This window comes from Streptomyces purpureus (genome assembly GCF_014648195.1).
GTDB lineage: Bacteria > Actinomycetota > Actinomycetes > Streptomycetales > Streptomycetaceae > Streptomyces > Streptomyces purpureus.
In genome coordinates this window covers 127,071-152,212 of record NZ_BMQQ01000014.1, presented here as the reverse complement: position 1 = coordinate 152,212, position 25,142 = coordinate 127,071, and the positions used below count along the sequence as shown (strand labels likewise).

At 71.6% G+C, this 25,142-nt stretch carries 25 protein-coding genes; 15 read left to right on the top strand and 10 right to left on the bottom strand.

Annotated features, from left to right (window positions below; all coding sequences use genetic code 11):
- The first annotated feature begins 213 nt into the window (after positions 1 to 213).
- Both IEZ01_RS19405 and IEZ01_RS19400 read left to right on the top strand, forming a co-directional pair.
- On the top strand, positions 214 to 546 hold the full coding sequence (locus IEZ01_RS19405; protein ID WP_189202831.1) for a cupin domain-containing protein: 333 nt from the start codon (positions 214 to 216) through the stop codon (positions 544 to 546).
- A gap of 38 nt (positions 547 to 584) precedes the next feature.
- Positions 585 to 1,511: an RluA family pseudouridine synthase gene (locus IEZ01_RS19400; protein ID WP_028797343.1), complete on the top strand. Its 927-nt coding sequence runs from the start codon at positions 585 to 587 to the stop codon at positions 1,509 to 1,511.
- Here the strand turns inward: IEZ01_RS19400 and IEZ01_RS19395 are convergent.
- The gene (locus IEZ01_RS19395; protein ID WP_019885028.1) at positions 1,495 to 2,124 is read right to left on the bottom strand and encodes an MBL fold metallo-hydrolase; all 630 of its coding nucleotides are present in this window, start codon (positions 2,122 to 2,124) and stop codon (positions 1,495 to 1,497) included. The two genes, IEZ01_RS19400 and IEZ01_RS19395, sit on opposite strands and share 17 nt — an antisense overlap.
- Entirely contained in the window at positions 2,121 to 3,209 is a 1,089-nt protein-coding gene (locus tag IEZ01_RS19390; RefSeq protein ID WP_019885029.1) for an S-(hydroxymethyl)mycothiol dehydrogenase, read from the bottom strand. Before IEZ01_RS19390 ends, IEZ01_RS19395 begins: the two co-directional genes overlap by 4 nt.
- A gap of 169 nt (positions 3,210 to 3,378) precedes the next feature.
- Between IEZ01_RS19390 and phsA the strand changes: the two genes are divergently transcribed.
- A complete protein-coding gene (gene phsA / locus IEZ01_RS19385) occupies positions 3,379 to 5,199 on the top strand; it encodes an O-aminophenol oxidase PhsA (RefSeq protein WP_189202790.1) in 1,821 nt (606 codons plus the stop codon).
- 75 nt (positions 5,200 to 5,274) lie between these two features.
- Here the strand turns inward: phsA and IEZ01_RS19380 are convergent, their stop codons facing one another.
- On the bottom strand, positions 5,275 to 6,738 hold the full coding sequence (locus IEZ01_RS19380; protein ID WP_028797344.1) for an amino acid permease: 1,464 nt from the start codon (positions 6,736 to 6,738) through the stop codon (positions 5,275 to 5,277).
- Between the two features lie 233 nt (positions 6,739 to 6,971).
- Positions 6,972 to 7,673, bottom strand: a complete 702-nt coding sequence (locus IEZ01_RS19375; protein ID WP_028797345.1) for a FadR/GntR family transcriptional regulator — start codon at positions 7,671 to 7,673, stop codon at positions 6,972 to 6,974.
- Between the two features lie 135 nt (positions 7,674 to 7,808).
- Between IEZ01_RS19375 and IEZ01_RS19370 the strand changes: the two genes are divergently transcribed.
- Both IEZ01_RS19370 and IEZ01_RS19365 read left to right on the top strand, forming a co-directional pair.
- On the top strand, positions 7,809 to 8,339 hold the full coding sequence (locus IEZ01_RS19370) for a gluconokinase (protein WP_189202828.1): 531 nt from the start codon (positions 7,809 to 7,811) through the stop codon (positions 8,337 to 8,339).
- A gap of 19 nt (positions 8,340 to 8,358) precedes the next feature.
- A complete protein-coding gene (locus IEZ01_RS19365; RefSeq protein WP_028797347.1) occupies positions 8,359 to 9,756 on the top strand; it encodes a GntT/GntP/DsdX family permease in 1,398 nt (465 codons plus the stop codon).
- Between the two features lie 112 nt (positions 9,757 to 9,868).
- On the opposite strand, the gene IEZ01_RS19360 is transcribed toward IEZ01_RS19365, so the two are convergent.
- Positions 9,869 to 11,524 (bottom strand): FAD-binding dehydrogenase, encoded by a 1,656-nt coding sequence (locus IEZ01_RS19360; RefSeq protein ID WP_019885042.1) that lies wholly within the window; start codon positions 11,522 to 11,524, stop codon positions 9,869 to 9,871.
- 146 nt (positions 11,525 to 11,670) lie between these two features.
- On the opposite strand from IEZ01_RS19360, the gene IEZ01_RS19355 reads away from it, so the two are divergent.
- From IEZ01_RS19355 to IEZ01_RS19340, 4 genes are all read left to right on the top strand, one after another.
- Positions 11,671 to 12,435 carry a glucose 1-dehydrogenase gene (locus IEZ01_RS19355; RefSeq protein ID WP_028797348.1) on the top strand — a complete coding sequence of 255 codons (765 nt, stop codon included), beginning with the start codon at positions 11,671 to 11,673 and terminating at the stop codon, positions 12,433 to 12,435.
- Between the two features lie 61 nt (positions 12,436 to 12,496).
- Complete coding sequence (locus IEZ01_RS19350) at positions 12,497 to 13,036, top strand: NUDIX hydrolase (protein WP_019885044.1); 540 nt, start codon at positions 12,497 to 12,499, stop codon at positions 13,034 to 13,036.
- A 24-nt stretch (positions 13,037 to 13,060) separates the two neighbouring features.
- A complete protein-coding gene (locus IEZ01_RS19345; RefSeq protein WP_019885045.1) occupies positions 13,061 to 13,453 on the top strand; it encodes a YidH family protein in 393 nt (130 codons plus the stop codon).
- A 7-nt stretch (positions 13,454 to 13,460) separates the two neighbouring features.
- Positions 13,461 to 13,868, top strand: coding sequence for a DUF202 domain-containing protein (locus tag IEZ01_RS19340; protein WP_229833070.1), 408 nt, complete (start codon positions 13,461 to 13,463; stop codon positions 13,866 to 13,868).
- A gap of 125 nt (positions 13,869 to 13,993) precedes the next feature.
- On the opposite strand, the gene IEZ01_RS19335 is transcribed toward IEZ01_RS19340, so the two are convergent.
- The gene (locus IEZ01_RS19335; protein ID WP_019885049.1) at positions 13,994 to 14,935 is read right to left on the bottom strand and encodes an NADP-dependent oxidoreductase; all 942 of its coding nucleotides are present in this window, start codon (positions 14,933 to 14,935) and stop codon (positions 13,994 to 13,996) included.
- 162 nt (positions 14,936 to 15,097) lie between these two features.
- Between IEZ01_RS19335 and IEZ01_RS19330 the strand changes: the two genes are divergently transcribed.
- The 4 genes from IEZ01_RS19330 to IEZ01_RS19315 all read left to right on the top strand — a co-directional run bounded on the left by IEZ01_RS19330 (position 15,098) and on the right by IEZ01_RS19315 (position 18,848).
- Positions 15,098 to 15,394, top strand: coding sequence for a hypothetical protein (locus IEZ01_RS19330; protein WP_019885052.1), 297 nt, complete (start codon positions 15,098 to 15,100; stop codon positions 15,392 to 15,394).
- 102 nt (positions 15,395 to 15,496) lie between these two features.
- Entirely contained in the window at positions 15,497 to 16,408 is a 912-nt protein-coding gene (locus tag IEZ01_RS19325) for an MBL fold metallo-hydrolase (RefSeq protein ID WP_189202788.1), read from the top strand.
- 186 nt (positions 16,409 to 16,594) lie between these two features.
- Positions 16,595 to 17,617 carry a phosphotransferase family protein gene (locus IEZ01_RS19320; RefSeq protein ID WP_019885057.1) on the top strand — a complete coding sequence of 341 codons (1,023 nt, stop codon included), beginning with the start codon at positions 16,595 to 16,597 and terminating at the stop codon, positions 17,615 to 17,617.
- A 7-nt stretch (positions 17,618 to 17,624) separates the two neighbouring features.
- Positions 17,625 to 18,848, top strand: a complete 1,224-nt coding sequence (locus IEZ01_RS19315) for an acyl-CoA dehydrogenase family protein (protein WP_019885058.1) — start codon at positions 17,625 to 17,627, stop codon at positions 18,846 to 18,848.
- Between the two features lie 34 nt (positions 18,849 to 18,882).
- On the opposite strand, the gene IEZ01_RS19310 is transcribed toward IEZ01_RS19315, so the two are convergent.
- The 4 genes from IEZ01_RS19310 to IEZ01_RS19295 form a co-directional block, all read right to left on the bottom strand.
- A complete protein-coding gene (locus tag IEZ01_RS19310) occupies positions 18,883 to 19,029 on the bottom strand; it encodes a hypothetical protein (protein WP_019885060.1) in 147 nt (48 codons plus the stop codon).
- A gap of 74 nt (positions 19,030 to 19,103) precedes the next feature.
- A complete protein-coding gene (locus tag IEZ01_RS19305; RefSeq protein ID WP_189202786.1) occupies positions 19,104 to 19,697 on the bottom strand; it encodes a TetR/AcrR family transcriptional regulator in 594 nt (197 codons plus the stop codon).
- A 142-nt stretch (positions 19,698 to 19,839) separates the two neighbouring features.
- Positions 19,840 to 21,495, bottom strand: a complete 1,656-nt coding sequence (locus IEZ01_RS19300) for an AMP-binding protein (protein WP_189202784.1) — start codon at positions 21,493 to 21,495, stop codon at positions 19,840 to 19,842.
- A complete protein-coding gene (locus IEZ01_RS19295) occupies positions 21,492 to 22,280 on the bottom strand; it encodes an SDR family oxidoreductase (RefSeq protein WP_040875105.1) in 789 nt (262 codons plus the stop codon). Before IEZ01_RS19295 ends, IEZ01_RS19300 begins: the two co-directional genes overlap by 4 nt.
- A gap of 211 nt (positions 22,281 to 22,491) precedes the next feature.
- Between IEZ01_RS19295 and IEZ01_RS19290 the strand changes: the two genes are divergently transcribed.
- Both IEZ01_RS19290 and IEZ01_RS19285 read left to right on the top strand, forming a co-directional pair.
- Complete coding sequence (locus tag IEZ01_RS19290) at positions 22,492 to 23,739, top strand: exo-beta-N-acetylmuramidase NamZ family protein (protein ID WP_189202782.1); 1,248 nt, start codon at positions 22,492 to 22,494, stop codon at positions 23,737 to 23,739.
- 108 nt (positions 23,740 to 23,847) lie between these two features.
- Complete coding sequence (locus tag IEZ01_RS19285; RefSeq protein ID WP_189202780.1) at positions 23,848 to 25,128, top strand: erythromycin esterase family protein; 1,281 nt, start codon at positions 23,848 to 23,850, stop codon at positions 25,126 to 25,128.
- Positions 25,129 to 25,142: the final 14 nt, after the last annotated feature.

Here is a 25,142-nt window from a genome sequence, read left to right as displayed (position 1 = left end):
GCGGAATGGCAGACGCGCTAGCTTGAGGTGCTAGTGCCCTTTATCGGGCGTGGGGGTTCAAGTCCCCCCTCGGACACCACACGACAGACCGGTCGGGCCCCAGAGCCTGGCCGGTCTTCGTCGTTCTGTGGGGCTTTCGGTCCCTCCCGGCGTGCCCTTGGCCCCCGGCCCTGTCAGGGTCGGCTTGGGAGCACCAGCAAGGGAGGCACGATGATGGAGAAGTTCTCGCTGGACGCGACGGCCCGTGAGCAGCTGAGGGCGGCGCAGGCGGCGGACTCAGGCCGCAGTGCGACGACCCTGGTCGGCGGGCACGAGCGGATCCTGCGGCAGACCGTGGTGGCGATGACGGCCGGCACCGCCCAGAGCGAGCACGAGACGGCGGCCGGGGAGGCGACGGTCCTGGTGCGGTCGGGGCGGGTGCGGCTGGACGCGGACGGGCACGTCTGGGAGGGCCGGGACGGCGATCTGCTGGTGATGCCGGTGGGGGCGCACACCATGGAGGCGCTGGAGGACTCCGTCTTCCTGCTGACGGTGGCAATGCGCTGACCTGCGGCCGGCGCGCGGGAGCCGGATATCGTGCGGTGGTGAGACGCAGAGCGAGGACCCCGGCGGCGCCGCTCCCCCAGCGGGACGGGATCGATCCCGTACGGCTGAAGCTGCCCGCCGATCCGGACGGCGCCTGGCCGACCGTCCGCGACCATCTGCTGGCACGGTTCGCCGGGGCGATCGGTGCCGGGCGGGTGGACGCGATGCTGGCCGGGGGCCGGTTCGTGGGGACGGACGGGCCGGTCGCGGGCGGGGAGCCGTACCGCGCGGGCGCGTATCTCTGGTTCCACCGGGACTTTCCGCCCGAGCCGCCGGTGCCGTTCGGGATCGGGATCGTCCACCGCGACGAGCGGATCCTGGTGGTCGACAAGCCGCATTTTCTGGCCACGATGCCGCGCGGCAGCCATGTGACGGAGACGGCGCTGGCGCGGCTGCGGCGGGATCTGGGGCTTGAGCGGCTGCAGCCCGCGCACCGGCTCGACCGGCTCACGGCGGGCCTGGTGCTGTTCGTCGTACGCCCCGAGGACCGGGGCGCCTACCAGACGCTGTTCCGGGACCGGCGGGTACGCAAGGAGTACGAGGCGGTGGCGCCGTACGATCCGGCGCTGCGATTGCCGGTGACCGTGCGCAGCCGGATCGTGAAGGAGCGGGGGGTGCTGGCGGCGCGGGAGGAGCCGGGTGAGCCGAACAGCGAGAGCCGGATCGAGCTGATCGAGCACGCGGGCGGGCTCGGCCGGTACCGGCTGCTGCCGGCCACCGGCCGTACCCATCAGCTACGCGTCCATATGAACCGGCTCGGGGTGCCGATCCTGAACGATCCGATCTATCCCGTGGTGGCTCCCGAGGGGCCGGAGGACTTCACGCGGCCGCTGCAACTGCTGGCGCGGACGCTGGAGTTCACCGACCCCCTCTCCGGCTCTCCGGTGCGGTTCGAGAGCCGGCTGCGCCTCAGTGGCCTCGGCTGATCCACTGATCGAGGTGGGGGGCCTCGGCGCCGATGGTGGTGGAGTCGCCGTGGCCGGTCCGTACGACGGTGGCCGGCGGCAGGGTGAGCAGCCGGTCCCGGATCGAGTCGATGATCGTCGGGAAGTCGGAGAAGGACCGGCCGGTGGCGCCTGGGCCGCCCTTGAAGAGGGTGTCGCCGGTGAAGACGGTGGCGAGGTCGGGGGCGTGGAGGCAGACCGCGCCGGGGGCGTGGCCCGGGGTGTGCAGGACGTGGAGGTCCACGCCCGCGATGGTGAGGGTCTGGCCGTCGGACAGGTCGCCGTCCGGGGAGTGGCCGGGGTGGGTCTGCTTCCACAGCGGCTGGTCGGCGGGGTGGAGCAGGATCCGGGCGCCGGTGGCCGCGGCGAGGGCGGGGGCCGCGTCGATGTGGTCGTTGTGGGCGTGGGTGCAGACGATGGCGCGCAGGGTGCGGCCGCCGAGCGCGGCGAGGATGGCGGTGGCGTCGTGGGCGGCGTCGATGACGATCGCCTCCGAGTCGTCACCCACGATCCAGACGTTGTTGTCGACGTCCCAGGTGGAGCCGTCGAGGGTGAAGGTGCCGGAGGTGACGAGGTGGTCGATGCGGGCGGTCATCCCAGGACCACCACCGAGCGCAGGACGTCTCCCTCGTGCATCCGGGCGAAGGCCTTCTCGACGTCGCCGAGGCCGATGGTCTCGGTGACGAACGCGCCGAGGTCGATGCGGCCCTGCTGGTGCAGGTCGACGAGCATGGGGAAGTCGCGGGAGGGCAGGCAGTCGCCGTACCAGGACGACTTGAGCGAGCCGCCGCGGCCGAAGACGTCGAGGAGGGGGAGTTCCAGCTTCATCTCCGGGGTGGGGACGCCGACGAGGACGACCGTGCCGGCCAGGTCTCGGGCGTAGAAGGCCTGGCGGTAGGTCTCGGGGCGGCCGACGGCCTCGATGACGACGTCCGCGCCGAAACCGCCGGTGAGTTCGCGGATCGCCTCGACGGGGTCGGTGGAGCGGGAGTTGACCGTGTGGGTGGCGCCCATGGAGCGGGCGGTCTCCAGCTTCCGGTCGTCGATGTCGACGGCGATGATGCGGGCCGCGCCGGCGAGGCGGGCGCCGACGACGGCCGCGTCGCCGACTCCGCCGCAGCCGATGACGGCGACCGAGTCGCCGCGGCCGACGTTGCCGGTGTTGATCGCGGCGCCGATGCCCGCCATGACGCCGCAGCCGAGGAGTCCGGCGACGGCGGCGTCGACGCCGGGGTCGACCTTGGTGCACTGGCCGGCGGCGACCAGGGTCTTCTCGGCGAAGGCGCCGATGCCGAGGGCCGGGGAGAGTTCCGTACCGTCGAGCAGGGTCATCTTCTGCCGGGCGTTGTGGGTGTCGAAGCAGTACTGGGGGCGGCCGCGCAGACATGCCCGGCAACGGCCGCAGACGGCACGCCAGTTGAGGATGACGAAGTCGCCGGGGGCGACGTCGGTGACGCCGTCGCCGACCGACTCGACGATGCCCGCCGCCTCGTGGCCGAGGAGGAAGGGGAAGTCGTCGTTGATCCCGCCCTGTTTGTAGTGCAGATCCGTGTGGCAGACCCCGCAGGCCTGGATCTTCACCACGGCTTCGCCGGGGCCGGGGTCCGGGACGACGATGGTCTCCACGCGGACCGGCTCGTTCCTGCCGGTGGCGACGACCCCCTGGACCTGCTGCGGCATCGCGTCTTCCTTTCCTCGGTAACGGTGTCGGCACCACTATTCCCTGCGGCCGGGTGGTGATCCGCCGTGGATGAGAGGGTTTCGGCCAGGTGGCGCGGAAGGGGCAACTCCGCTGAGTCTCCTGCCGTCCTCCCCCGCGTAGACACGTCACTGCTCCACGGGGGAAACCATGAGTGAGCACGTCGAAACGAAGGCCGTCGAGGCCGAACTGACTCCGTACGTCGACGAGTTGCCCGTCCCGCCGGTGTTACGGCCGGACGTGGCGGACGTCCGGCACGAGATCGAGATCGCGCTGCGGCCGACCTGGGTGCGGATGCACTCGGAGCTGCCGCCGACGCTGATGTGGGGGTACGACGGCACCGTGCCCGGCCCGACGATCGAGGTACGGCGCGGGCAGCGGATCCGGATCGCCTGGACCAACCGGATTCCGCGCGGCAGCGAGTATCCGGTGACGGTGGTGGAGGTGGACCGGACGGACGGGCTCCCCGATCCGCACAACCGGCCGGGCCGGGAGGGGGCGGCGGTGAACCGGGAGGTGGCGGCGCTGCCGGCCTGGTCGGTGACGCATCTGCACGGGGCGCAGACCGGGGGCGGCAACGACGGCTGGGCGGACAACGCCGTCGGGTACGGGGATGCGCAGCTGTCGGAGTATCCGAACGACCATGCTGCGGTGCAGTGGTGGTACCACGACCACGCCATGAACATCACGCGGTGGAACGTGTACGCGGGTCTGGTCGGTACGTATCTCGTACGGGACGACGAGGAGGACGCGCTCGGGCTGCCGTCCGGGGCGCGGGAGCTGCCGCTGATCCTGGCGGACCGGAATCTCGACCAGGATCCGGACAGGCGGCTGAACGGGCGGCTGCTGCACAAGACGACCCGGCTCCTCGCGAGCCATCCCGAGACCGGCAAGCCGGTGTCGCTGCCGTTCTTCGGCCCGTACACCACGGTCAACGGCAAGATCTGGCCGTATCTGGACGTCGACAACGGCTGGTACCGCTTCCGGCTGGTCAACGCCTCCAACGCGCGGATCTACGACCTGGTCCTGGTGGACGAGGACGACGCTCCCGTGCCCGGGGCGGTGCATCAGATCGGCAGTGACGGCGGGCTGCTGCCGCGGCCGGTGGCGGTGGACTTCGAGGACGGGCAGCCGCTGACGATCGCGCCGGCCGAGCGGTTCGATCTGCTGGTGGACTTCCGAGCCCTCGCCGGACGGAGCGTGCGTCTGGTGAACCGCGCGCCGGGGGCGGCGCCGGGGGTGCCGGACGCGGCGGGGAACGTGCCGTATCCGCAGGTCATGGAGTTCCGAGTGCGGGAGTGCGAGGTCGCGGATCCGTTCGTCCTGCCGCCGGTGCTGTCGGGGTCCTTCCGGCGTTTCGACCATGAGCACACGGAGCACGGGCACCGGCTGATCGTGCTGACGCCGCCGCAGACGGTGGGCGGGGGCGGGCATCCGGAGATCTGGGAGATGGTGGAGGTCAAGGACGCGGCCGTGCGGGTGCCGACGAACGGGGTGATCCAGCTGCGCCGGCCGGACGGCTCGGTGAAGACGTACCGGCGCACGGCCCGGACCTTCAACGACGGGCTCGGTTTCACCGTCGGGGAGGGGACGTACGAGCAGTGGTCGTTCCTGAACCTGGGGGCGCCGGTGCATCCGATGCACATCCATCTGGCGGACTTCCAGGTGATGGGCCGGGACAGCTATTCGGTGGCGGAGTTCGATCCGGCGCTCGGCGGGACGCTGTCGCCGGTGCGGTACGAGGGTGAGCGGGAGGTGCCGGCCAACGAGCAGGGCTGGAAGGACACCTTCCGGGTGTCTCAGGGGGAGATGGTGCGAGTCATGGGGCACTTCGACGGCGCGTACGGGCGGTTCATGTACCACTGCCATCTGCTGGAGCACGAGGACATGGGCATGATGCGGCCGTTCGTGGTGATGCCGAAGGAGGCGCTGAAGTTCGACCACGGTGGCGGGCACGGCGGCCACCACTGACGTACGGCGTGCAGAGCGGGCGGGGCCCCCACCGGAGTGTCCGGTGGGGGCCCCGCCTCGTGTCCTCGCGGAAGGTCAGGCCTTGGGCGCGTCGGCCGCGGCGGCGACCCGCTTGCGGACCAGGTACCAGCCGCCGACGAGCATGAGCGCGATCAGCGGGAGGCAGTTGATGGTGGTGCGGCTGATGCCGCCGTCCATCCACATCAGGACCAGGACCGAGCCGAGGAAGACCAGCGTGACGATCTGGGTGTACGGGGCCCAGGGCAGCCGGTAGCCGGGGCGGGTGACCCGGCCTTCCTTGGAGCGGTTCACGAACAGCAGCGAGCAGACCATGATCATCGCCCAGGTGCCGATGATGCCGATGGAGGCGAAGTTCAGCACGAGCTCGAACGCCTCGCCGGGCATCACGTAGTTCAGGCCGACGCCGACCACACCGAAGGCGGCGGTGAGCAGGATGCCGCCGTAGGGCACGCCGCCCTTGTTCATGACGCCGGTGAACTTGGGCGCGGAGCCTGACAGCGACATGGAGCGCAGGATGCGGCCGGTCGAGTAGAGACCGGAGTTGAGGCTGGAGAGCGCGGCGGTGAGGACGACGAGGTTCATCACGCCCGCGGCGCCGGGGATGCCGAGCTTGTCGAAGACGGTGACGAAGGGGCTCTGGTCGCCGGAGTAGGCGGTGTACGGCAGCAGCAGGGCGAGCAGCACGACCGAGCCGACGTAGAACAGGCCGACGCGCCACATGATCGAGTTGATCGCCTTCGGCATGATCTTCTCGGGGTTCTCGGTCTCACCGGCGGCGACGCCGCACAGCTCGACGGAGGCGTAGGCGAAGACGACACCCTGGATCAGCAGCAGCATCGGCATCACACCGCTGGGGAAGATGCCGCCGTTGTCGGTGATGGTGGAGAAGCCCGGGGTGTGGCCGCCGATGTCGTGCGAGGTCACGATGAGGAAGATGCCGACGAGCATGAAGGCGACCAGCGCGGCGACCTTGATGATCGCGAACCAGAACTCCATCTCGCCGAAGTACTTCACGGAGATGAGGTTGGCGGCGAGGACGACCGCGAGGGCGATCAGCGCCAGGATCCACTGCGGTATGTCGCTGAACATGGCCCAGAAGTGGGCGTAGGTCGCGGCCGCGGTGATGTCGGCGATGGCGGTGGTCGACCAGTTGAGGAAGTAGAGCCAGCCGGCCGTGTAGGCGCCCTTCTCGCCCATGAACTCACGGGCGTAGGAGACGAAGGCGCCGGAGGAGGGGCGGTAGAGGACCAGCTCACCGAGGGCCCGCACCACGAAGAAGGCGAAAACGCCACAGACCGCGTACGCGATGAAGAGCGACGGTCCGGCATTGGCCATGCGGCCACCGGCACCGAGGAAGAGGCCGGTGCCGATCGCGCCACCGATGGCGATCATGTTGATGTGCCGGGACTTCAGGTCCTTGCGGTACCCGGCGTCACCGGCGTCGACGTGGGGGGACGCTGCTGCCGGTGGCGTGGCGGACAGCGTGTCGTCGGCCGCAGTAAGCGTGCGGTCAGGCATGGAGTTGTTCGCCTTCGTGAGGGGGAGGGTTGTGCGGTACCCGGCCGTGCTGCCTGTCGATGAGGGTGGTCACCAGGCAGAGGGCCACGGCACATAGTCACGGCAAGACCGTGATTTGGCAGTGGCCTATGTCACGTACGGGCAGATCTGAGGTGTTTTTGAGGTTACCGGCTGGTTTAGGGACCGATGACCAATGGGGGTCCGCCGACCGGTCGGGGGCGCGGCTCGGAGCGCTACGGGGCGAGGACGTCCAGCTCGCGCAGGGCTCCGACGGCGATCTGGCGGGTCAGCTCCTCGGCGCGGGCCGCGTCTCTCTCCCGTACGGCCTCGGCGACCTGGACGTGAAGCGTGACGGCGGCCGGGTCGGGGTCGTCGAACATCACCTGGTGGTGGGTGCGGCCGGTGAGGACCTCGGCGACGACGTCTCCGAGGCGCGCGAACATCTCGTTGCCGGAGGCGGCCAGGACGACGCGGTGGAAGGCGATGTCATGGACGAGGTACGCCTCCAGCTGCCGGCCGCGCGAGGTGGCGACCATGCCGAGGGCCTGCTCGGTCAGTTCCCGGCACTGCTCGGGGGTGGCGTGCAGGGCGGCGAGTCCGGCGGCGACCGGTTCGACGGCGGAGCGCAGCACGGTCAGGGAGCGCAGCTGGCGGGGGCGGTCGGCGCCGGCCAGCCGCCAGCGGATGACCTGCGGGTCGTAGACGTTCCACTGTTCGGCCGGGCGGACCGTGACGCCGACCCGGCGGCGGGACTCGACCAGGTGCATGGACTCCAGAACGCGGACGACCTCGCGGACGACCGTACGGGAGACGTCGAAGCGCTGGGCGAGCTCGTCGGTGCGCAGGACGCTGCCGGGCGGATACTCACCGGCGGTGATCGCCAGGCCCAGGGTGGCCAGCACGTGAGGGTGGAGCCCCTGGGTCCGTGTCGTCATGGTCACAGCCTACGGGCCACCCTTCTCGAACATTAAGTACGACTTTTATCTCACAGACTCTTGAATACGTCGTATCCAATGGGTTTCATGAGCGCGTCGAACATCGATGTCGAAGAAGACAGCGAGGCATCAGCCATGAGCAGCACCCCGCTTCCCGCCCCTCCGGTCGTCGTCGTGATGGGTGTGGCGGGCACCGGCAAGACCACCATCGGTCCGCTGGTCGCCCGGGCGCTCGGCGTCCCCTACGCGGAGGGCGACGATTTCCATCCGGCGGCCAATGTCGCCAAGATGGCGTCCGGCGTTCCGCTGGACGACGCGGACCGCGGTCCCTGGCTCGACGCGATCGGCGCGTGGGCGCACGGCCGCGAGGGGCTCGGCGGGGTGGTGAGCAGCTCCGCGCTGAAGCGGAGCTACCGCGACCGGCTGCGGGCGGCCGCCCCCGGGGCGGTGTTCCTGCATCTGACCGGGGAGCGGGAGCTGATCGAGCGGCGGATGGCCGGGCGCAAGGGCCACTTCATGCCCGTGGCGCTGCTCGATTCGCAGTTCGCCGCGCTGGAGCCGCTCCAAGGCGACGAGGCCGGCGTCGCGGTCGATGTCATCGGCACCCCCGAAGAAATCACCGACCGGGCCGTCGCCGCGCTGCGCGCCGCCGCCCTCGCCCCGTAAGGACTCCCCCGTGACATCCCTGACCGGTCTCAGCGTCGAGACGCTGGCAGCGGACGCGGCCGAGCCGATCACATCGGCCGGCAACGCACAGCTGGGCATCGCCGTTCTCGCCGGCATCGCCGTCATCGTGCTGCTCATCACCAAGTTCAAAGTGCACGCGTTCCTCGCGCTGACCATCGGGTCGCTCGCGCTGGGGGCGTTCGCCGGGGCCCCGCTCGGGGCGACCGTCGACTCCTTCGGCACCGGTCTGGGCAAGACCGTGGCGAGCGTGGGGGTGCTGATCGCGCTCGGTGCGATCCTCGGCAAGCTGCTCGCCGACTCCGGCGGCGCGGACCAGATCGTCGACACGATCCTCGTCCGGGCGAGCGGCCGGGCGATGCCCTGGGCGATGGTGCTCATCGCGTCGGTGATCGGGCTTCCGCTCTTCTTCGAGGTCGGCATCGTGCTACTGATCCCCGTGGTGCTGCTGGTCGCCAAGCGCGGCAATTACTCGCTGATGCGGATCGGCATCCCGGCGCTCGCCGGTCTGTCGGTGATGCACGGGCTGATACCGCCGCACCCCGGCCCGCTGGTCGCCATCGACGCGCTCGGCGCCAACCTCGGGGTCACGCTGGCCCTCGGTGTGCTGGTCGCCATACCGACCGTGATCATCGCCGGTCCGCTCTTCTCCCGGTACGCGGCGCGCTGGGTCGATATCCCGGCGCCGGAGAAGATGATCCCCACCCGGCCCTCGGCGGACCTCGACAAGCGGCCCGGCTTCGCCGCGACCGTCGCGACGGTACTGCTGCCGGTGGTGCTGATGCTGGTCAAGGCGCTGGTGGACATCGTCGTCGCCGACCCCGACAACGGCGTACGGAAGGTCACCGACGTGATCGGCTCGCCGCTGATCGCGCTGCTCGCCGCGGTGCTCGTCGGCATGTTCACGTTGGGCCGCGCGGCCGGTTTCACCAGGGAGCGGATCTCCTCGACCGTGGAGACCTCGCTCGCCCCGATCGCCGGTGTGCTGCTGATCGTCGGCGCGGGCGGCGGCTTCAAGCAGACCCTGATCGACGTGGGCGTCGGGCAGATGATCCTGGACTTCTCCGAGAACTGGTCGATCCCGGCGCTCCTGCTGGCCTGGCTGATCGCGGTGGCGATCCGGCTGGCGACCGGCTCGGCGACGGTGGCGACCATCTCGGCGGCGGGCCTGGTGGCGCCGCTCGCCGAGGGGATGCCGGCCACCCAGACGGCGCTGCTGGTGCTGGCGATCGGGGCGGGCTCGCTCTTCTTCAGCCATGTCAACGACGCCGGGTTCTGGCTGGTGAAGGAGTACTTCGGGATGAACGTCGGCCAGACGCTGAAGACCTGGTCGGTGATGGAGACGATCATCTCGGTGGTGGGGCTGGTGTTCGTGCTGCTGCTGTCGCTGGTGCTGTAGGGCGGGGTGGTACGCGCGGGGCGGGGGCTCGCGTCAGGGCGGGGCGGGGGCCCGCCCTGCGGCGCGTGGCCGGTGGGGCCAGCGGGGCGGGTGGGGCGGGCGGGCGGGCGGGTCAGCCGATCGCCTCGGCCGCCGCGCGGCCCGCCGTACGGCCCGAGAAGAGGCAGCCGCCGAGGAACGTGCCCTCCAGCGAGCGGTAGCCGTGGACTCCGCCGCCGCCGAAGCCGGCCGCCTCCCCCGCCGCGTACACACCCGCCAGCGGCTCCCCGCTCTCCGTCAGGACGCGCGAGGACAGATCGGTCTCCAGGCCGCCGAGCGACTTGCGGGTGAGGATGTTCAGCCGTACGGCGATCAGCGGGCCCGCCTTGGGGTCGAGGATGCGGTGCGGGGCGGCCGTACGGATCAGGCGGTCGCCGAGGTACTTTCGGGCGCCGCGAACCGCCATGACCTGGAGGTCCTTGGTGAAGGGATTGGTGATCTCCCGGTCCCGCGCCACGATTTCGCGGCGCAGCTCCGCCTCGTCGATCAGCGGCTCCTTGGTGAGCGCGTTCATGCCGCGCACCAGCGCGCTCAGGTCCTTCTCCACGACGAAGTCGACGCCGCGGTCCATGAACGCCTTGACGGGGGCGGGGACATCGGCCCGGGCGCGGCCGATGACGTCACGGACCGACTTGCCGGTGAGGTCCGGGTTCTGTTCGGAGCCCGAGAGCGCGAACTCCTTGCCGATGATCTTCTGGTCGAGCACGAACCAGGTGTGGTCGTGCCCGGTGCGCATGATGTGTTCGAGGGTGCCGAGCGTGTCGAAGCCGGGGAACAGCGGCACGGGGAGCCGGCGGCCGCGGGCGTCGAGCCAGAGGGAGGACGGGCCGGGCAGGATACGGATGCCGTGCCGGGCCCAGATGGGGTCCCAGTTCTCGATGCCCTCCGTGTAATGCCACATGCGGTCTTTGTTGATGTGACGTGCTCCGGCGCTCTCCGCGATGCCGAGCATCAGCCCGTCGACATGGGCGGGCACCCCGGAGAGCATCCGCTCGGGCGGGGTGCCGAGGCGCTCGGGCCACTGGGCCCGTACGAGATCGTGGTTGCCGCCGATGCCGCCGGAGGTGACGATCACGGCCTGGGCGCGGTACTCGAACGCACCGGTCACCTCACGGCTGCTGGCGGCGCCGCGTACGGCCGGCGAAGGGGCCAGGATCTCGCCGCTGACGGTGTCCACGGCTCCGCCGGTACGGCCGAGGCCGGTGACCCGGTGGCGGAAGCGCAGCTGGACCCGCCCCCGGGCGGCGCCCGCGCGCACCCGGCGCTCGAAGGGGGCGACCAGCCCGGGACCCGTACCCCAGGTGATGTGGAAGCGCGGTACCGAATTGCCGTGCCCGTTGGCGTCGTACCCGCCGCGCTCGGCCCAGCCGACCACGGGGAAGAAGCGCACGCCCTGGGCGTGCAGCCAGGCGCGCTTCTCACCGGCCGCGAAGTCGACGTATGCCTCGGCCCACCGGCGCGGCCAGTGGTCCTCGGGGCGGTCGAAGCCCGCCGTGCCCAGCCAGTCCTGGAGGGCGAGGGCATGGCTGTCCTTGATGCGCATGCGTCGCTGCTCGGGGGAGTCGACGAGGAAGAGACCGCCGAAGGACCAGTGGGCCTGGCCGCCGAGGGACTGTTCGGGCTCCTGGTCGAGGAGGATCACACTGCGCCCGGCGTCGACGAGCTCCGCCGTGGCGGCGAGGCCCGCAAGGCCCGCCCCGATCACGATCACATCAGCGTCGTACGCCATGGGTGTGCCGTCCTTCCGGGAGGTGGTCCGATCTTCGATACCCGGCAGTAGCCCGTCAACCTTTCCGGCAGCCCGACCTCTCCCATCTGTCGATGTCCCGTCATTAGAGTGGCCGCCATGGCAAAGGACCACGTATGAACGAGCGGATCCACGACCTCTCGGGCAAGACCGTGCTCATCACCGGAGCCGCCCGCGGACTGGGTGCGGCGGCTGCCGAAGCGGCGGTCTCGGCCGGGGCCCGCGTCGTCGTCACCGACGTCCTGGGCGACGAGGGCAAGGCCACGGCGGCGCGGCTCGGGGAGCGCGCCCGTTTCGTCCACCACGACGTGACCTCGGAGGAGAGCTGGCGGGCGGCCCTGGCGTACGCGACCGCGGAATTCGGCGCGGTCGACGGGCTGGTGAACAACGCCGGCATAGCCGCCGGGTCCCTCCTGGAGTCCGAGTCGGTGGAGCAGTTCCGCCGGGTCCTCGACGTCAACCTGACCGGTGTCTTCATCGGGATGCGGACGGTCGTCCCGGCGATGAAGGAGAACGGCGGGGGCTCGATCGTCAACATCTCCTCGGCCGCCGGGCTGATGGGCCTCGCCCTGACGGCGGGTTACGGCGCCTCGAAGTGGGGGGTCCGGGGCCTGACGAAGATCGGCGCGGTCGAGCTGGGCACGGCGAGGATCCGCGTCAACTCCGTCCACCCGGGCGTCACCTACAGCCCGATGACGGAACCGATCGGTGTGGAGCGGGGCGAGGGCAAGTACCCCAACACCCCCATGGGCCGGATCGGCGAGGCCGAGGAGATCGCCGGCGCGGTGGTGTTCCTGCTCTCGGACGCCGCGTCGTACGTGACGGGCGCGGAACTGGCGGTGGACGGCGGCTGGACGGCCGGACCGACGGTGAAGTACGTGACGGGCCGGTGAGCGACGCCTACGGGCCGGGTGGTGTGCCGGTGCGCCGTACACGCGGTGATTTCATCGTCGTATGAGCGATGCTTCGCCCGCACCGGCGCGTGCGGCTGACGAAATCCTGGACCTCGTCGACGAACACGACGAGGTGGTCGGGCAGGCCCCGCGCGGTGAGGTGTACGCGCGGGGCCTGCGCCATCGGTGTGTCTTCGTCCTGGCCAGGGACTCCTCGGGCCGGGTGTTCGTGCACCGCCGAACGGCGACGAAGCTCGTCTTCCCTTCGCTGTACGACATGTTCGTGGGCGGCGTCGTCGGCGCGGGCGAGAGCTACGACGACGCGGCCCTGCGGGAGGCACAGGAGGAGCTGGGGGTTCTGGGCCTGCCCCGGCCGGTGCCGCTGTTCAAGTTCCTGTACGTCTCCCCCGGCGGGGAGCAGAGCTGGTGGTCGTACGTCTACGAAGTGCAATGTGATCTGCCGGTTAACCCGCAGGCGGAAGAGGTCGCCTGGCACGCGTTCGTCCCGGAGGAGGAGCTCACGGCCCGGCTGGAGGAGTGGGAGTGGGTCCCGGACGGGCGGGCCGCGTACGAGCGGTTGCGCACTCACCGGGCGATGTGACAATCCGACGGATATGGTGCCCGGGTGAGCGCCTTCATACAGAGTCTGCGGCTGTGGTTCACACCGCAGCGGATCCGGGACGAGGGGGAGACACCCGACTACCGGTTCTCCCTCGCCAACGAGCGGACGTTCCTCGCCTGGCTCCGGACCGCGCTCGCCCTCGTCGGCGGTGGATTCGCCGTAGACCAGTTCCTGCCGGACCTGCGCTGGGGCGTCCGGGTGGGCCTGGCGCTCGCGCTGCTCGCGGCCGGAGTGCTCTGCGCGCTGCGGGCGGTCAACCACTGGATCCGCTGTGAGCGGGCCATGCGGCGCGGCGAGGATCTGCCCGTGTCGCGCTTCCCGAGCGTGCTTGCCCTGGCGGTGGCGCTGGTCGCGCTGGTGATGGTGGTGGTCGTGCTCTTCGGCTGGGCGGGATGACGTCCCCGTGAAGGACGAGACCGGCGCGGGGGCGGAGGGCCGTGATCCGGAGGGCCGTGATCCGGAGGCGCACGATCCGGAGGGCCGCGAGCCGGGTGGCCGTGATCCGGGGTTGCAGCCCGAACGGACCAGGCTGGCGTGGCGGCGTACGACCCTGTCGGCCACGGTCGCCGGGGTGCTCGCCGCCAAGCAGGCGATCCACGACGAGGTCACCGCGGCCGGGCTGGTCGGCGCGGCCGGGCTGGTCGGCGCGGCGCTGTGCGTGCTGGTCTGGGTGGGGTTCCTGCGGGTCGCGCACCGGCGCATCGTCGGCCTGGGGACCGCCCGGCCGGCCGCGCTGACGCCACGGGCGGCGGTGGTGGCCGCGGGGTGCACGATCGCGCTGGCGGCGTTCGCGGTGGCGGTGGTGGTGTAGCGGGGCGCGGCAGTGCCAGGCGCGGGGGCGTCGCCGGGGTGCACGATCGCGCTGGCGGCGTTCGCGGTGGCGGTGGTGGTGTAGCGGGGCGCGGCAGTGCCAGGCGCGGGGGCGTCGCCGGTGGTTCAGTCCCGCCACTCGACGGTGACGACGACCTTGCCGTGCAGCCCCCCGATCGCGTTGGCGCGCTGGGCCTCGGCCGCTTCCTCCAGCGGAAACGTCTTGGCGACCGGGACGGTGATCACGCCCTGTTCGGCGAGTTCGGCCAGGGCCGCGAGGTCCGCCGCGTCGGGCCGCACCCAGCAGTACCGGCCGCCGAGCGAGACGACCTCGCCGTCCGAGATGGAGGCGAGCCGCCCCTCGTGGGCGAGGAGTTCGGGCGTGCCCTTGAGGAAGGGGCCGCCGATGGTGTCGAAGGCGGCGTCCACCCCGTCGGGGGCGAGCGAGCGGACCTGCTGGGGGAAGGTGTCACCGTATACGGCCGCCTCGGCGCCGAGGGACCGGACGAACTCGAGGCCTTCGTCGCGCCCGGGCCGTACGGCTCCGATCACCCGGGCCCCGGTGTGGCGGGCGAGCTGGACGGCCATGGCCCCGACCCCGCCGGCCGCCGCGTGCACGAGGACCGTCTCGCCGGCCCGTACCTCAAGGGCCCGCAGGACCTGATACGCGGTGAGACCGACCAGCGGCAGCCCCGCGGCCTCCTCGAAGCTCATGGTGCGCGGCTTGCGGGCGAGGGTGCGGACGGGGGCGGCGACGTACTCGGCGAAGGTGCCCCGGCACAGGAAGTCCTCCCGGACGTAGCCCATGACCTCGTCACCGACCGTGAACTCGGTGACGGCCGGGCCCGGCTGGACGACCACGCCGGAGACGTCCCAGCCGGGTACGACGGGGAAGACGGCGTCCAGCATGCCGTCGAGATGGCCGGCCTGGCACTTCCAGTCGACCGGGTTCACCGCCGCGGCCCGCACCTTCACCAGCACGGAGTCGGGCCCCACCTTCGGCTCGGGCCGGTCACCGAACTCCAGGACCTCGGGGCCCCCGTAGCGGCTGTAGCTGATCGCCTTCATGCTCCGACCCTCGGCCCGGGAGCCGCCGCCCGCAAGCGGAGGAAGGCCGTCGGTCACCGACGCGCGGGGCTTCACATCAACGAACTCTGACGAAACAGGCATTCCGGACTAGCCTGAGCTCTGTCACGGTACACCCCCGCATTTCACCCAGAGGCAGCCACCATGACCCTGACGCACCAGGAACACTCCGCGCACGAGCACGCCCACGGCCCCACCTGCGGCCATATGTCCATCGAGCACGGCGACCACGTCGACTACGCGCACGACGGACACATCCACCGCGAGCACGCCGGACACTGGGACGAATGCGAGCCCGGAGAGCACGTGTCGCACAGCGGGCACGCGCACGAGCACGGGGCAGGCTGTGGGCACCCGGCGGTCGAGCACGGCGACCATGTCGACTACGTGCACGACGGCCACCGGCACGCCGCCCACGAGGGGCACTGGGACGACCACTGACGCCGGGCCCGGCCCGCGCGTCCACCCTTCCCGGCTTCCCCCCGGGGCACCCCGACTGGCAGTCTTCGGACGACCGTTCAGGCCTGACCCGGGGGGACCGCCATGCCCGCTCACGATCCCTATCTCGTCCCGCTCACCGAGGGTGTGCACGCCTATGTGCAGCCGGACGGCGGCTGGTGCCTCAACAACGCCGGATTCGTCAGCGACGGCGGCGAGACCCTGCTCGTGGACACCGCCGCCACCGAGCGGCGCGCACGGCGGCTCCGGGAGTCGGTACTGGCGAGCGGTGCGCCCCTCCCCCGGCTGCTGGTGAACACGCACCACCACGGCGACCACACGTACGGCAACGCGGTCTTCACTCCCGACGCGATGGTCGTGGGGCACGACTCCTGCCGCGCCGAGCAGCTCGCCGCCGGGCACCAGCTCCATCTGATCTGGCCGCAGACAGACTTCGGCGACATAAGCATCGCGGCGCCGACGGTGACGTACAGCGAGCGGCTCACGCTGCACGTCGGCGGGGTGGAGGTGCGGGTCCTGCATCCGGGGGTGGCGCACACGACCGGCGACTCGATCGTCCATGTGCCGGAGCGGGACGTGGTCTTCACGGGGGACCTGATCTTCCAGGGCGGCACCCCCTTCCTGCCCACGGGTTCGCTGCGCGGCTCGCTGCGGGCCCTGGAGCTGCTGCGGTCGCTGGACGCCGGCACGGTCGTCCCGGGGCACGGCCCGGTCACCGATCCGTCGGCGTACGACGCCACCGAGCGCTATCTGCGGTACGTGGGAGAGCTCGCCCGGGAGGGACGTGCGAAGGGGCTCGCGCCCCTGGAGACCGCGCGCCAGGCGGATCTCGGCGAGTTCGAGGCCTGGCGCGAGAGCGAGCGGCTCGTCGCGAATCTGCACCGGGCGTACGCGGAGCTGGAGGGCCTCCCGGACGGCTCCCCGCTGGATCTGGCCACGGTGTTCGGTGACATGGCGGCGATGAACGGCGGTGTGCCGGTGGAGTGTCACGCGTGATCCGGTGGTGTGTCACGCGTGACGCCATGCCATGCGTCCGCGCCCTGAGCCACGTCCCGTGAACACTGTGACATGAGCCCTGGCCGAGGTCTGCTCTGGACGACATACCGACTGGTCGGTCATCATGAGCCGGAGCCACGGCCGGAGGCCGAGGAAACCGATCGTCGCCCCACCGGAGGTGCCCCGATGAGCTCGACCCCGCCGCCAGGTCTGGACCCCAAGCGGCTGCGCGCACTGCTCGACCGCGAGCGGCCGGGGCTGGTGAGCGGACCGCTCAGCGCCCGCCTGATCGAGGGCGGCCGGTCCAACCTCACCTACGTCGTCACGGACGGCGCCGACGGGTGGGTCGTACGCCGCCCTCCGCTCGGCCATGTCCTCGCCACCGCCCACGACATGAAGCGCGAGCACCGGGTGATCAGCGCCCTGCACCCCACGGACGTGCCCGTGCCGCGGCCGGTGCTGCTGTGCGAGGACACCGATGTGCTCGGCGCCCCGTTCTACGTCATGGAGTTCGTGGCCGGCACTCCGTACCGTACGGCCGAGCAGCTCGCGTCCCTCGGCGCCGAGCGCACCCGCGCCGCCGTCCTCGGTCTGGTCGACACGCTCGTCGCCCTGCACGCCGTGGACCCCGGGGCCGCCGGGCTCGGTGACTTCGGGCGGCCCGACGGGTTCCTCGACCGCCAGCTGCGCCGCTGGGGCAAGCAGCTGGACGCCTCCCGCAACCGCGAACTGGCCGGGATCGACGAGCTTCACGCCGCGCTCGGCCGCGCCCTGCCGCACTCCCCCGCCCCCACGGTCGTGCACGGCGACTACCGCCTGGACAACGTCCTGATCGGCGACGACGACGAGATCAAGGCGGTCCTGGACTGGGAGATGTCCACGCTCGGCGATCCGCTCACCGACCTCGGTCTGCTCGTGATGTACAGCGCGCGGCTGGAGCTGCCGGACTCCCCGATCTCCACGACGGCCTCGGCGGCCGGCCACCCCGCACCGGCCGAGCTGATCGAGCGGTACGCCGCGCTCTCCGGCCGCGACACCGGTGCCATCGCGTGGTACACGGCGTTCGCCTGGTTCAAGCTCGCCGTGATCCTCGAGGGCATCCACTACCGCTACACCCTCGGCCAGACCGTCGGCGCCGGCTTCGACCGCATCGGCGAACTCGTCCCCGTCTTCATCGAGCACGGCCTCACCACCCTCCAGGAAGGCTGAACCGCACATGGACTTCGCATTCGACGCCCGCACCGAGGAGCTGCGGGCACGGCTGCTCGCCTTCATGGACGAGTACGTCTACCCCGCCGAGGCGGTCGCGCACGAGCAGCGCGCCCGGCTCGCCTCCCCGTGGGACACCCCCGAGGTGGTCGAGGACCTGAAGGCCGAGGCGCGCCGCCAGGGGCTGTGGAACCTCTTCCTGCCGGACGCGGAGCACGGTGCGGGGCTCACCAACCTCCAGTACGCGCCGCTGGCCGAGATCACCGGCCGCAGTCCGCAGCTCGCGCCCACCGCGCTGAACTGCGCCGCGCCCGACACCGGCAACATGGAGGTGCTGGCGCAGTTCGGCAGCGAGGCGCAGAAGAAGCAGTGGCTGGAGCCGCTGCTGGCCGGGGAGATCCGGTCGGCGTTCGCGATGACCGAGCCGGAGGTCGCCTCCTCGGACGCGACCAACATCGAGACCCGGATCGAGCGGGCCGCCGACGGGTCGGACGAGTACGTGATCAACGGCCGCAAGTGGTACATCTCCGGGGCGATGAACCCGGACTGCAAAATCTTCATCGTGATGGGCAAGACCGACCCGGACGGCGCCGACGTGCGCCGTCAGCAGTCGATGATTCTGGTACCACGTGACACCCCGGGCGTTCAGGTCCGGCGGGCGATGCAGGTGTACGGGTACGAGGACCACTCCCACGGCGGGCACGCCGAGGTGGTCTTCGAGGACGTGCGGGTGCCCGCGTCGCATCTGATCGGCGAGGAGGGCGGCGGCTTCGCCATCGCCCAGGCGCGGCTCGGCCCGGGCCGGATCCACCACTGCATGCGGCTGATCGGCATGGCCGAGCGCGCCATCGAGCTGATGTGCCGGCGTGCGGTGTCACGTCACGCCTTCGGCAAGGCGATCGCCCAGCAGGGCGTCGTACAGAACTGGATCGCCGACGCCCGGGTCACCGTCGAGCAGCTGCGGCTGCTGGTGCTCAAGACTGCCTGGCTGATGGACACGGTCGGCAACCGCGGGGCGCACACGGAGATCCAGGCCATCAAGATCGCGACTCCGCGCGCGGTGGTCGACATCCTCGACAAGGCGGTGCAGGTGCACGGCGCGGGCGGGGTCTCGCAGGACTTCCCGCTCGCCGAACTGTGGGCGGCGGCCCGCACGCTGCGGCTTGCGGACGGCCCGGACGAGGTGCACCAGCGGTCGCTGGCCCGCCGCGAGCTGAAGCGGTACCTCTAGCCGCCGGGGCGGGGCCGGGCGGTGGTGAGCCGGGCTAGTAGCCGGCGAAGGGGTGGTGGTCGGCGAGCGCCAGCTCCCGTACGAACGCTCTGAGCGCCAGCGCCCGGCGGGCCAGGAAGCGGACGGGCGCCGGCCGGGCTGAACCGTAGGCCGCCGCCCAGAGGGCCGGTACGTGGTTCATACCTCCAGCGTGACGCCGTGGCGGCCGCCGGTCCACCAGGGCCGGGGCCGCCGCGGGTCAGGGCCGGCCGCGGGTCAGGGGCGCAGGGCGCGCAGCAGCAGATCCGCCAGGTGGCCGGCGACCTGCTCCGGGGTGAGCGGGCCGTCGGGGCGGTACCACGTCGACAGGTGGTGGACGGAGCCGAAGTGGTAGTCCACCACAAGGTCGGCGGGGGTGGCGGAGGAGAAGACGCCGCTCTCCTGGCCCTCCTCGATCAGGGCCCGGAAGCGCTCGTGGTAGTGCCGGCGCTCGGACCGGACCTGCTTGTTCTTCTCCGGGCTGAGGTGGTGCATGGAGCGGAAGAAGATGGCGGCGTCGTCGAGGTTCTCGATGGTGGTGACGACGACGTCGGCGGCGGCCGCGCGCAGCCGCTCCTCGATCGGCGCGTCGGCGTCGGCGAAGGCGTCCAGGCGCTCCTGCTGGAGCCGCAGCACACGGGAGTAGACCTCCTGGAGGAGGTCCTCCTTGGAGCCGAAGTAGTGGTAGAGGGCGCCCTTGGTGACGCCCGCCGCCTCCACGATCTCCTGGACGGAGGTCCGGTCGTAGCCCTGTTCGGCGAAGAGCCGGGTGGCGGCGGACAGCAGCCTCTGGGGGACGGGGGTGCCGCTCCCGTCCGTCGTCCTGGCCATGTGCCGCCGCCTTTCCGCTCGTCGTCCTGGTCCGTGGGGTGGTTGGCCCCGGATGGTGCCATGTGACCGTGTACCGGCCCCATGTCGTCTCGTGTCGTGTCTCGTCGTGCCGTGCCGTGCCGTGTGGCGGGGTGAACCGCGCTCAGCGTTGTGAACGCAGCTCCCGTCTGAGGATCTTCCCACTTGTCGTCTTCGGCAGCTCCGCCAGGACCTCGACCTCGCGGGGGTATTTGTACGCCGCGAGCCGCTCGGCGCAGTACGCGGAGAGCTCGGCGGGCTCCGCGGAGACGCCGGGGCGCAGGCTGACGTACGCCTTCACCGTCTCGCCGCGGTAGGCGTCGGGGACGCCGACGACGGCTGCCTCGCGGACCGCCGGGTGAGTGTAGAGGACGTCCTCGACCTCGCGCGGCCAGACCTTGAACCCGGAGGCGTTGATCATGTCCTTCTTGCGGTCGACGACGTAGAGCCAGCCGTCCGCGTCCATGAACCCGATGTCGCCGGTGCGCAGCTCGCCGTCGGGGAAGGCCTCGGCGGTCGCCTCGGGGAGCTTCCAGTAGCCGGGGACGACCTGCGGGCCGCGTACGGCTATCTCGCCCGGTTCGCCGAGGGGCACGTCGTCGCCCTTGTCGTCGACGATCCGGACGACGGTGTCCGGGCCGGGGAGACCGACCGAGAGGGTGCCGGAGGCCGGGTCGACCGGGGCCTCCCGCTCCGGCGGCACGGAGGCGCAGGGGGCGGTGCACTCGGTCAGGCCGTAGCCGTTGCGCAGGTACGGTCCGAGGGCCGCGCGGAACTTCTCCACCAGGGCGGGCGGCACCGGCGCGCCGCCCGAGGAAATGACCTCGAAGGACGAGAAGTGGTCGCGGGTGACGTCGGGGTGGGCGGCGAGGGCCATGAAGGCGGTGGAGGGGCCGACGGTGTAGGCGGGACGGTGCTCGGTGAAGGCGTCGAGGACCACGCCGGCGTCGAAGCGGTACGCGAGGGCGAGGGTGCCGGCGTTGGCGAAGCAGGCGGCGAGCTCGCAGACCATGCCGGTGATGTGGAAGAGCGGGGCGAGCGCGAAGTAGGTCGCGCCCTCGGCGATCGGGTGGCCGGTGCGCTGGCGCTCGGCGTTGTAGGTGAGGGCGCGGTGCGGGTTCATGGCGCCCTTGGGGGTGCCGCTGGTGCCGGAGGTGTAACTGATGAGTGCAATGTCATCGGTCACCGGCTCCCGGCCTTCCGGTGCGGGCAGCCCGGCGCGGGCGACGGCGACGAGGTCGTCGGTGTCGCGCGGCACGGGCAGCCGCTCGAAGCCGAGCACGCGGGGGTCGTCGCGGGTCTGCAGGTCGCGCTCGCAGGCCGTGAGGACGACGCGCACGGAGGGGCAGCCGGCCGCCGTCTGCCGCAGGTACGCCTCCCAGGTGCGGTCCGCGCAGATGACGGCGGTGGCCTCGGAGTCGTCGAGGACGTGCGCCACTTCGGCGGACTTGTACATCGGGTTGAGCGGGACGACGGTCGCGCCGGCCTTCCAGGCGCCGAGGAGCGCGAGGACGAAGTGGGGGCTGTTCTGCAGCATGACGGCGACGCGGTCGCCGCGCGCGACCCCGCGGGCGGCGAGGTGTCCGGCGACGGCGTCGGAGAGGGTGTCGGTCTCGCGGTAGGTCAGCCGGCCGTCGAAGTAGGCGAGTGCGGTCCGCTCGGGGGCTCGGGCGGCGGCGGCGCGGAAGGCGTGGACCACCGTGGCCGGTGGTGCGATCGGGGCCCGCTGGGCGTCGGTGAGCTGGGACAGCCAGGGCTTGGCGGCGTAGACGGAGGTCATCGGGCGGCTCCTTCCGTGGTCTCCCACTTGCGCTGGATGTGGTTCATGTTGCCCAGCCAGCGTTCGGGGTCGGTCGCCCGGGCCTGGTAGTAGGCGGCGACCTCGGGGTGCGGAAGGATCAGGAAGCGGTCGGCCTCGATGCCGTCGATGAGGGCATCGGCGACGTCCTCGGGCTCGATGGCGGTGGGGGTGAGAACGAGTTCACCGGCCGACCCGGCGGCGGTGAGCATGTCCGTCCGTACGCCCTGGGGACAGATGGCGTGTACTTTCACACCGCGGTGGCGGTAGGTGAGCGAGAGCCACTCGGCGAAGGCGTACGCGCCGTGCTTGGAGACGCTGTAGGGCGCGGCGCCGACCATGGTGAGCAGACCGGCCGCGGAGACGGTGGAGACGAAGCGGCCGCTGCCGCGCTCCAGCCAGTCGGGGAGCAGCGCGCGGGCCGCGCGGACATGGGCCATCACGTTGACGTCCCAGGCGGCGGCCCAGACCGACTCGTCGGCGAAGGCGTCGCCGGGGGAGGCCAGTCCGGCGTTGGCGCAGTAGACGTCGACCGTGCCGCCGAGCGCCTCACGGGCCTCGGCCACGATCGTGGAGGCGTCGCCGGGGACGGCGACGGCACCGATCTCCTCGGCGACGGCCTTGGTCCGCACGGGGTCGATGTCGTTGACGACAACCCGTGCCCCCTCCCCCGCGAACCGGCGGGCCAGCGCGGCGCCGATGCCGCCGCCCGCCCCGGTGACCACTACTCCGGCGCCCTGCACTCCGGCATCCCTCACCGCACTCATCCGCCTGCCCGCCTCTCCGTCGTGACGACCTTCCGGCCCCGGCCGCACCAGGCGCGCCCGGACCGCCTCGGCAGACTAACCGGTCGGTATGTTGCTGGGGAAGGGCCGCGGGAGGGGCGGCGCACGGAGCGCGTGCCGGCCTCGTTCCCCCGGGCTCCGGTGCGCGCTAGCGTGCGGGGCCTGGCCTGACCGCTCGACGAGGAGGATCCGTATGAGCCTGTCCAGAAGGGGGCTGCTGGCCGCCGGCGGTGCGCTGGGGGCGGTGGCGGCGGCGAGCCCCGCCGCCGCGCGGGACGGACACGGCGGCCGGCGGCGGGTGCGCACCGGTTTCGACCGGCTGGCCGCCGACGGGTATGCCGCACTGGCCGGGCAGCGGGTCGGAATCGTCACCAACCCGACGGGGGTCACCGCCGATGTCCGGCACGTCGTGGACGTCATGCACGCCGACGACCGCGTGGACCTGGTGGCGGTCTTCGGGCCGGAGCACGGCTTCCGGGGCACCGCGCAGGCGGGCGGCTCGGAGGGCCGCTACGACGACCCGGCGACGGGACTGCCGGTCTACGACACATATCTGAAGAGCGGGCGGCCCCTCGCGGACATCTTCACGGCCTCCGGCGTGGACACGGTCGTCTTCGACATCCAGGACGTCGGGGCGCGCTTCTACACCTACATCTGGACGTTGTACGACTGCATGGTCGCCGCCGCTCTGGCGGGGAAACGTTTCATGGTCCTCGACCGGCCGAATCCGGTGACCGGGCGGGCGGCGCTCGGGCCGGTGCTCGACCGGGCGTACGCGACGTTCGTGGGCCGCGAACCGATCGCGCAGGCCCATGGGATGACGGTGTGCGAGCTTGCGCGGCTGTTCAACGGCGAGTTCCTGGCCGAGCCGGTCGCGCTGGAGACGGTCCGGATGTCGGGCTGGCGGCGTGGCGACTTCCATGACGCGACCGGGCTGCCCTGGGTGCCGCCGAGTCCCAACATGCCGACGCCGGACACCGCGCTGGTGTACGCGGGGACCTGCCTGTTCGAGGGGACGAACCTGTCCGAGGGGCGCGGCACCACCCGCCCGTTCGAACTGCTCGGCGCGGAGGGGGCCGACCGGAGGTGGGCCGAGGCCGCGAACGCGCTGGCGCTGCCCGGGGTCCGCTTCCGGGAGGCGTACTTCACCCCGACGTTCTCCAAGTTCCAGGGGCGCAGGGTCGGCGGCGTGCAGGTGCACGTGTCGGACCGGGCGGTCTTCGATCCGGTACGGACCGGCATCGGGCTGCTGGTGAGCGCGAAGCGGTCGTGGAGCGGCTTCGCCTGGCGGCCCGACCACTGGATCGACAAGCTGACCGGCTCGGCGCGGGTGCGCACGCTGATCGACGCCGGGGCGGACACGGACGAGGTGGTGGGCGCCTGGAGTGACGACCTCGCGGCCTTCCGGCAGCTGCGCCGGGGGTACCTCCTCTACCCCTGACAGGGGGCTCACCCCCCTGTCGACCGGGGTGTTGGCCCCGTGGTTCCCGGGCCGTCCGGCCGACAGCCTTGTTCCATGCGCACAAAGACACGACATCGCCTGCCTCTGGTGGGACTTCTGGTGGCCGCCTGCCTCGGAACCGCGGCGCCCGCGGCCGTCGCCGAGTCACGCCCCGTCGACCCCGCACGCGAACTCGCCCGCACGGCCCGGCCTTTGAGCGACCTCGGCGCACTGGACAGGGTGATCGGCCCGGCGAAGGTGGTCGGCATCGGCGAAGCCACCCACAGCTCGGCCGAGTTCTTCGAGAACAAGCACCGGATCTTCGAGCACCTCGTGGAGAAGAAGGGGTTCACCACCTTCGCCTTGGAGGCCGGCTGGAGTACGGGGCTGCGGATCGACGACTACGTGCGGTTCGGGAAGGGGGACCCGAAGGAGATCATGCGGGAGGAGTTCCAGAACGCGTACCGCTTCTGGAACACCGAGGAGTACCTGGACCTCATCATGTGGATGCGGCAGCACAATCTGCGCCACCCCGACCGGCCGGTGCGGTTCATGGGCAACGACATCGGCTACGCGGGGCCGGGCCAGTTCGACCTGGTCACCGGCTATGTGGCACGCACGTACCCGAAGCTGCTGCCGCGCTTCGAGGAGCTGTACCGCGCGTCCCGCCCGGTCGGGAGCGTCGACGAGTGGATGCGGGCGTACGTGGCCAGGCCGCGCGAGGAGCGGCAGCGGCTGGCGGCCGACGTCCAGCGCGCCCACGCGCTGCTGGCCGCCCGGAAACCGGGCCGGGGCCACGAGGAACACGCCTGGATGGTGCAGCACGCGCGGGTCATCGCGCAGGTCGGCACCGAGTACGCGTACGACCTGACCGGTGACGGTGTACAGGACGCCATGCTCTACCGTGACCGGGCCATGGCCGAGAACACCGTCTGGTGGCAGCGGCGCACCGGGCACCGGATGCTGCTCTCGGCGCACAACGGCCACATCGGCTACGAGACGACGATGCCCGACCAGTACCCCCGGCTCCAGGGCGCCTACATGCGGGACGCGCTCGGCCCGGCGTACGTGAGCGTGGGCACCACCTTCGGACGGGGCTCGTTCAACGCCGCCGACACGCGTGAACCGGGCGAGCCGATACGGACGTTCACCGTGGGCGTGCTGAAGGGCGGCAACGAGGAGACGCTGGGGCGGGTGTCGCGGCGCGACTTCGTGGTGGACCTGCGTAAGGCCACGCCACGCGCGCGTGCCTGGCTGAACGAGTTCCGGCCGACGCGCTCGATCGGCACCGCCTACCCGTGGCCGGGCGATGACCTGCCCGCCCGGCTCGCCACCTCGTACGACGCACTCATCCACCTCCACGACGTGTCGGCCGCGCGGCTGCGCTGAAGCCCCGCCGGAGG

Excerpts from the sequence above, each read along its gene's own strand:
- IEZ01_RS19405 (WP_189202831.1), top strand. The coding sequence starts at position 214 with ATGGAGAAGTTCTCGCTGGACGCGACGGCCCGTGAGCAGCTGAGGGCG.
- IEZ01_RS19395 (WP_019885028.1), bottom strand. The coding sequence starts at position 2,124 with ATGACCGCCCGCATCGACCACCTCGTCACCTCCGGCACCTTCACCCTC.
- IEZ01_RS19390 (WP_019885029.1), bottom strand. The coding sequence starts at position 3,209 with ATGCCGCAGCAGGTCCAGGGGGTCGTCGCCACCGGCAGGAACGAGCCG.
- phsA (WP_189202790.1), top strand. The coding sequence starts at position 3,379 with ATGAGTGAGCACGTCGAAACGAAGGCCGTCGAGGCCGAACTGACTCCG.
- IEZ01_RS19380 (WP_028797344.1), bottom strand. The coding sequence starts at position 6,738 with ATGCCTGACCGCACGCTTACTGCGGCCGACGACACGCTGTCCGCCACG.
- IEZ01_RS19375 (WP_028797345.1), bottom strand. The coding sequence starts at position 7,673 with ATGACGACACGGACCCAGGGGCTCCACCCTCACGTGCTGGCCACCCTG.
- IEZ01_RS19370 (WP_189202828.1), top strand. The coding sequence starts at position 7,809 with ATGAGCAGCACCCCGCTTCCCGCCCCTCCGGTCGTCGTCGTGATGGGT.
- IEZ01_RS19360 (WP_019885042.1), bottom strand. The coding sequence starts at position 11,524 with ATGGCGTACGACGCTGATGTGATCGTGATCGGGGCGGGCCTTGCGGGC.
- IEZ01_RS19350 (WP_019885044.1), top strand. The coding sequence starts at position 12,497 with ATGAGCGATGCTTCGCCCGCACCGGCGCGTGCGGCTGACGAAATCCTG.
- IEZ01_RS19335 (WP_019885049.1), bottom strand. The coding sequence starts at position 14,935 with ATGAAGGCGATCAGCTACAGCCGCTACGGGGGCCCCGAGGTCCTGGAG.
- IEZ01_RS19330 (WP_019885052.1), top strand. The coding sequence starts at position 15,098 with ATGACCCTGACGCACCAGGAACACTCCGCGCACGAGCACGCCCACGGC.
- IEZ01_RS19325 (WP_189202788.1), top strand. The coding sequence starts at position 15,497 with ATGCCCGCTCACGATCCCTATCTCGTCCCGCTCACCGAGGGTGTGCAC.
- IEZ01_RS19320 (WP_019885057.1), top strand. The coding sequence starts at position 16,595 with ATGAGCTCGACCCCGCCGCCAGGTCTGGACCCCAAGCGGCTGCGCGCA.
- IEZ01_RS19315 (WP_019885058.1), top strand. The coding sequence starts at position 17,625 with ATGGACTTCGCATTCGACGCCCGCACCGAGGAGCTGCGGGCACGGCTG.
- IEZ01_RS19310 (WP_019885060.1), bottom strand. The coding sequence starts at position 19,029 with ATGAACCACGTACCGGCCCTCTGGGCGGCGGCCTACGGTTCAGCCCGG.
- IEZ01_RS19305 (WP_189202786.1), bottom strand. The coding sequence starts at position 19,697 with ATGGCCAGGACGACGGACGGGAGCGGCACCCCCGTCCCCCAGAGGCTG.
- IEZ01_RS19300 (WP_189202784.1), bottom strand. The coding sequence starts at position 21,495 with ATGACCTCCGTCTACGCCGCCAAGCCCTGGCTGTCCCAGCTCACCGAC.
- IEZ01_RS19295 (WP_040875105.1), bottom strand. The coding sequence starts at position 22,280 with ATGAGTGCGGTGAGGGATGCCGGAGTGCAGGGCGCCGGAGTAGTGGTC.
- IEZ01_RS19290 (WP_189202782.1), top strand. The coding sequence starts at position 22,492 with ATGAGCCTGTCCAGAAGGGGGCTGCTGGCCGCCGGCGGTGCGCTGGGG.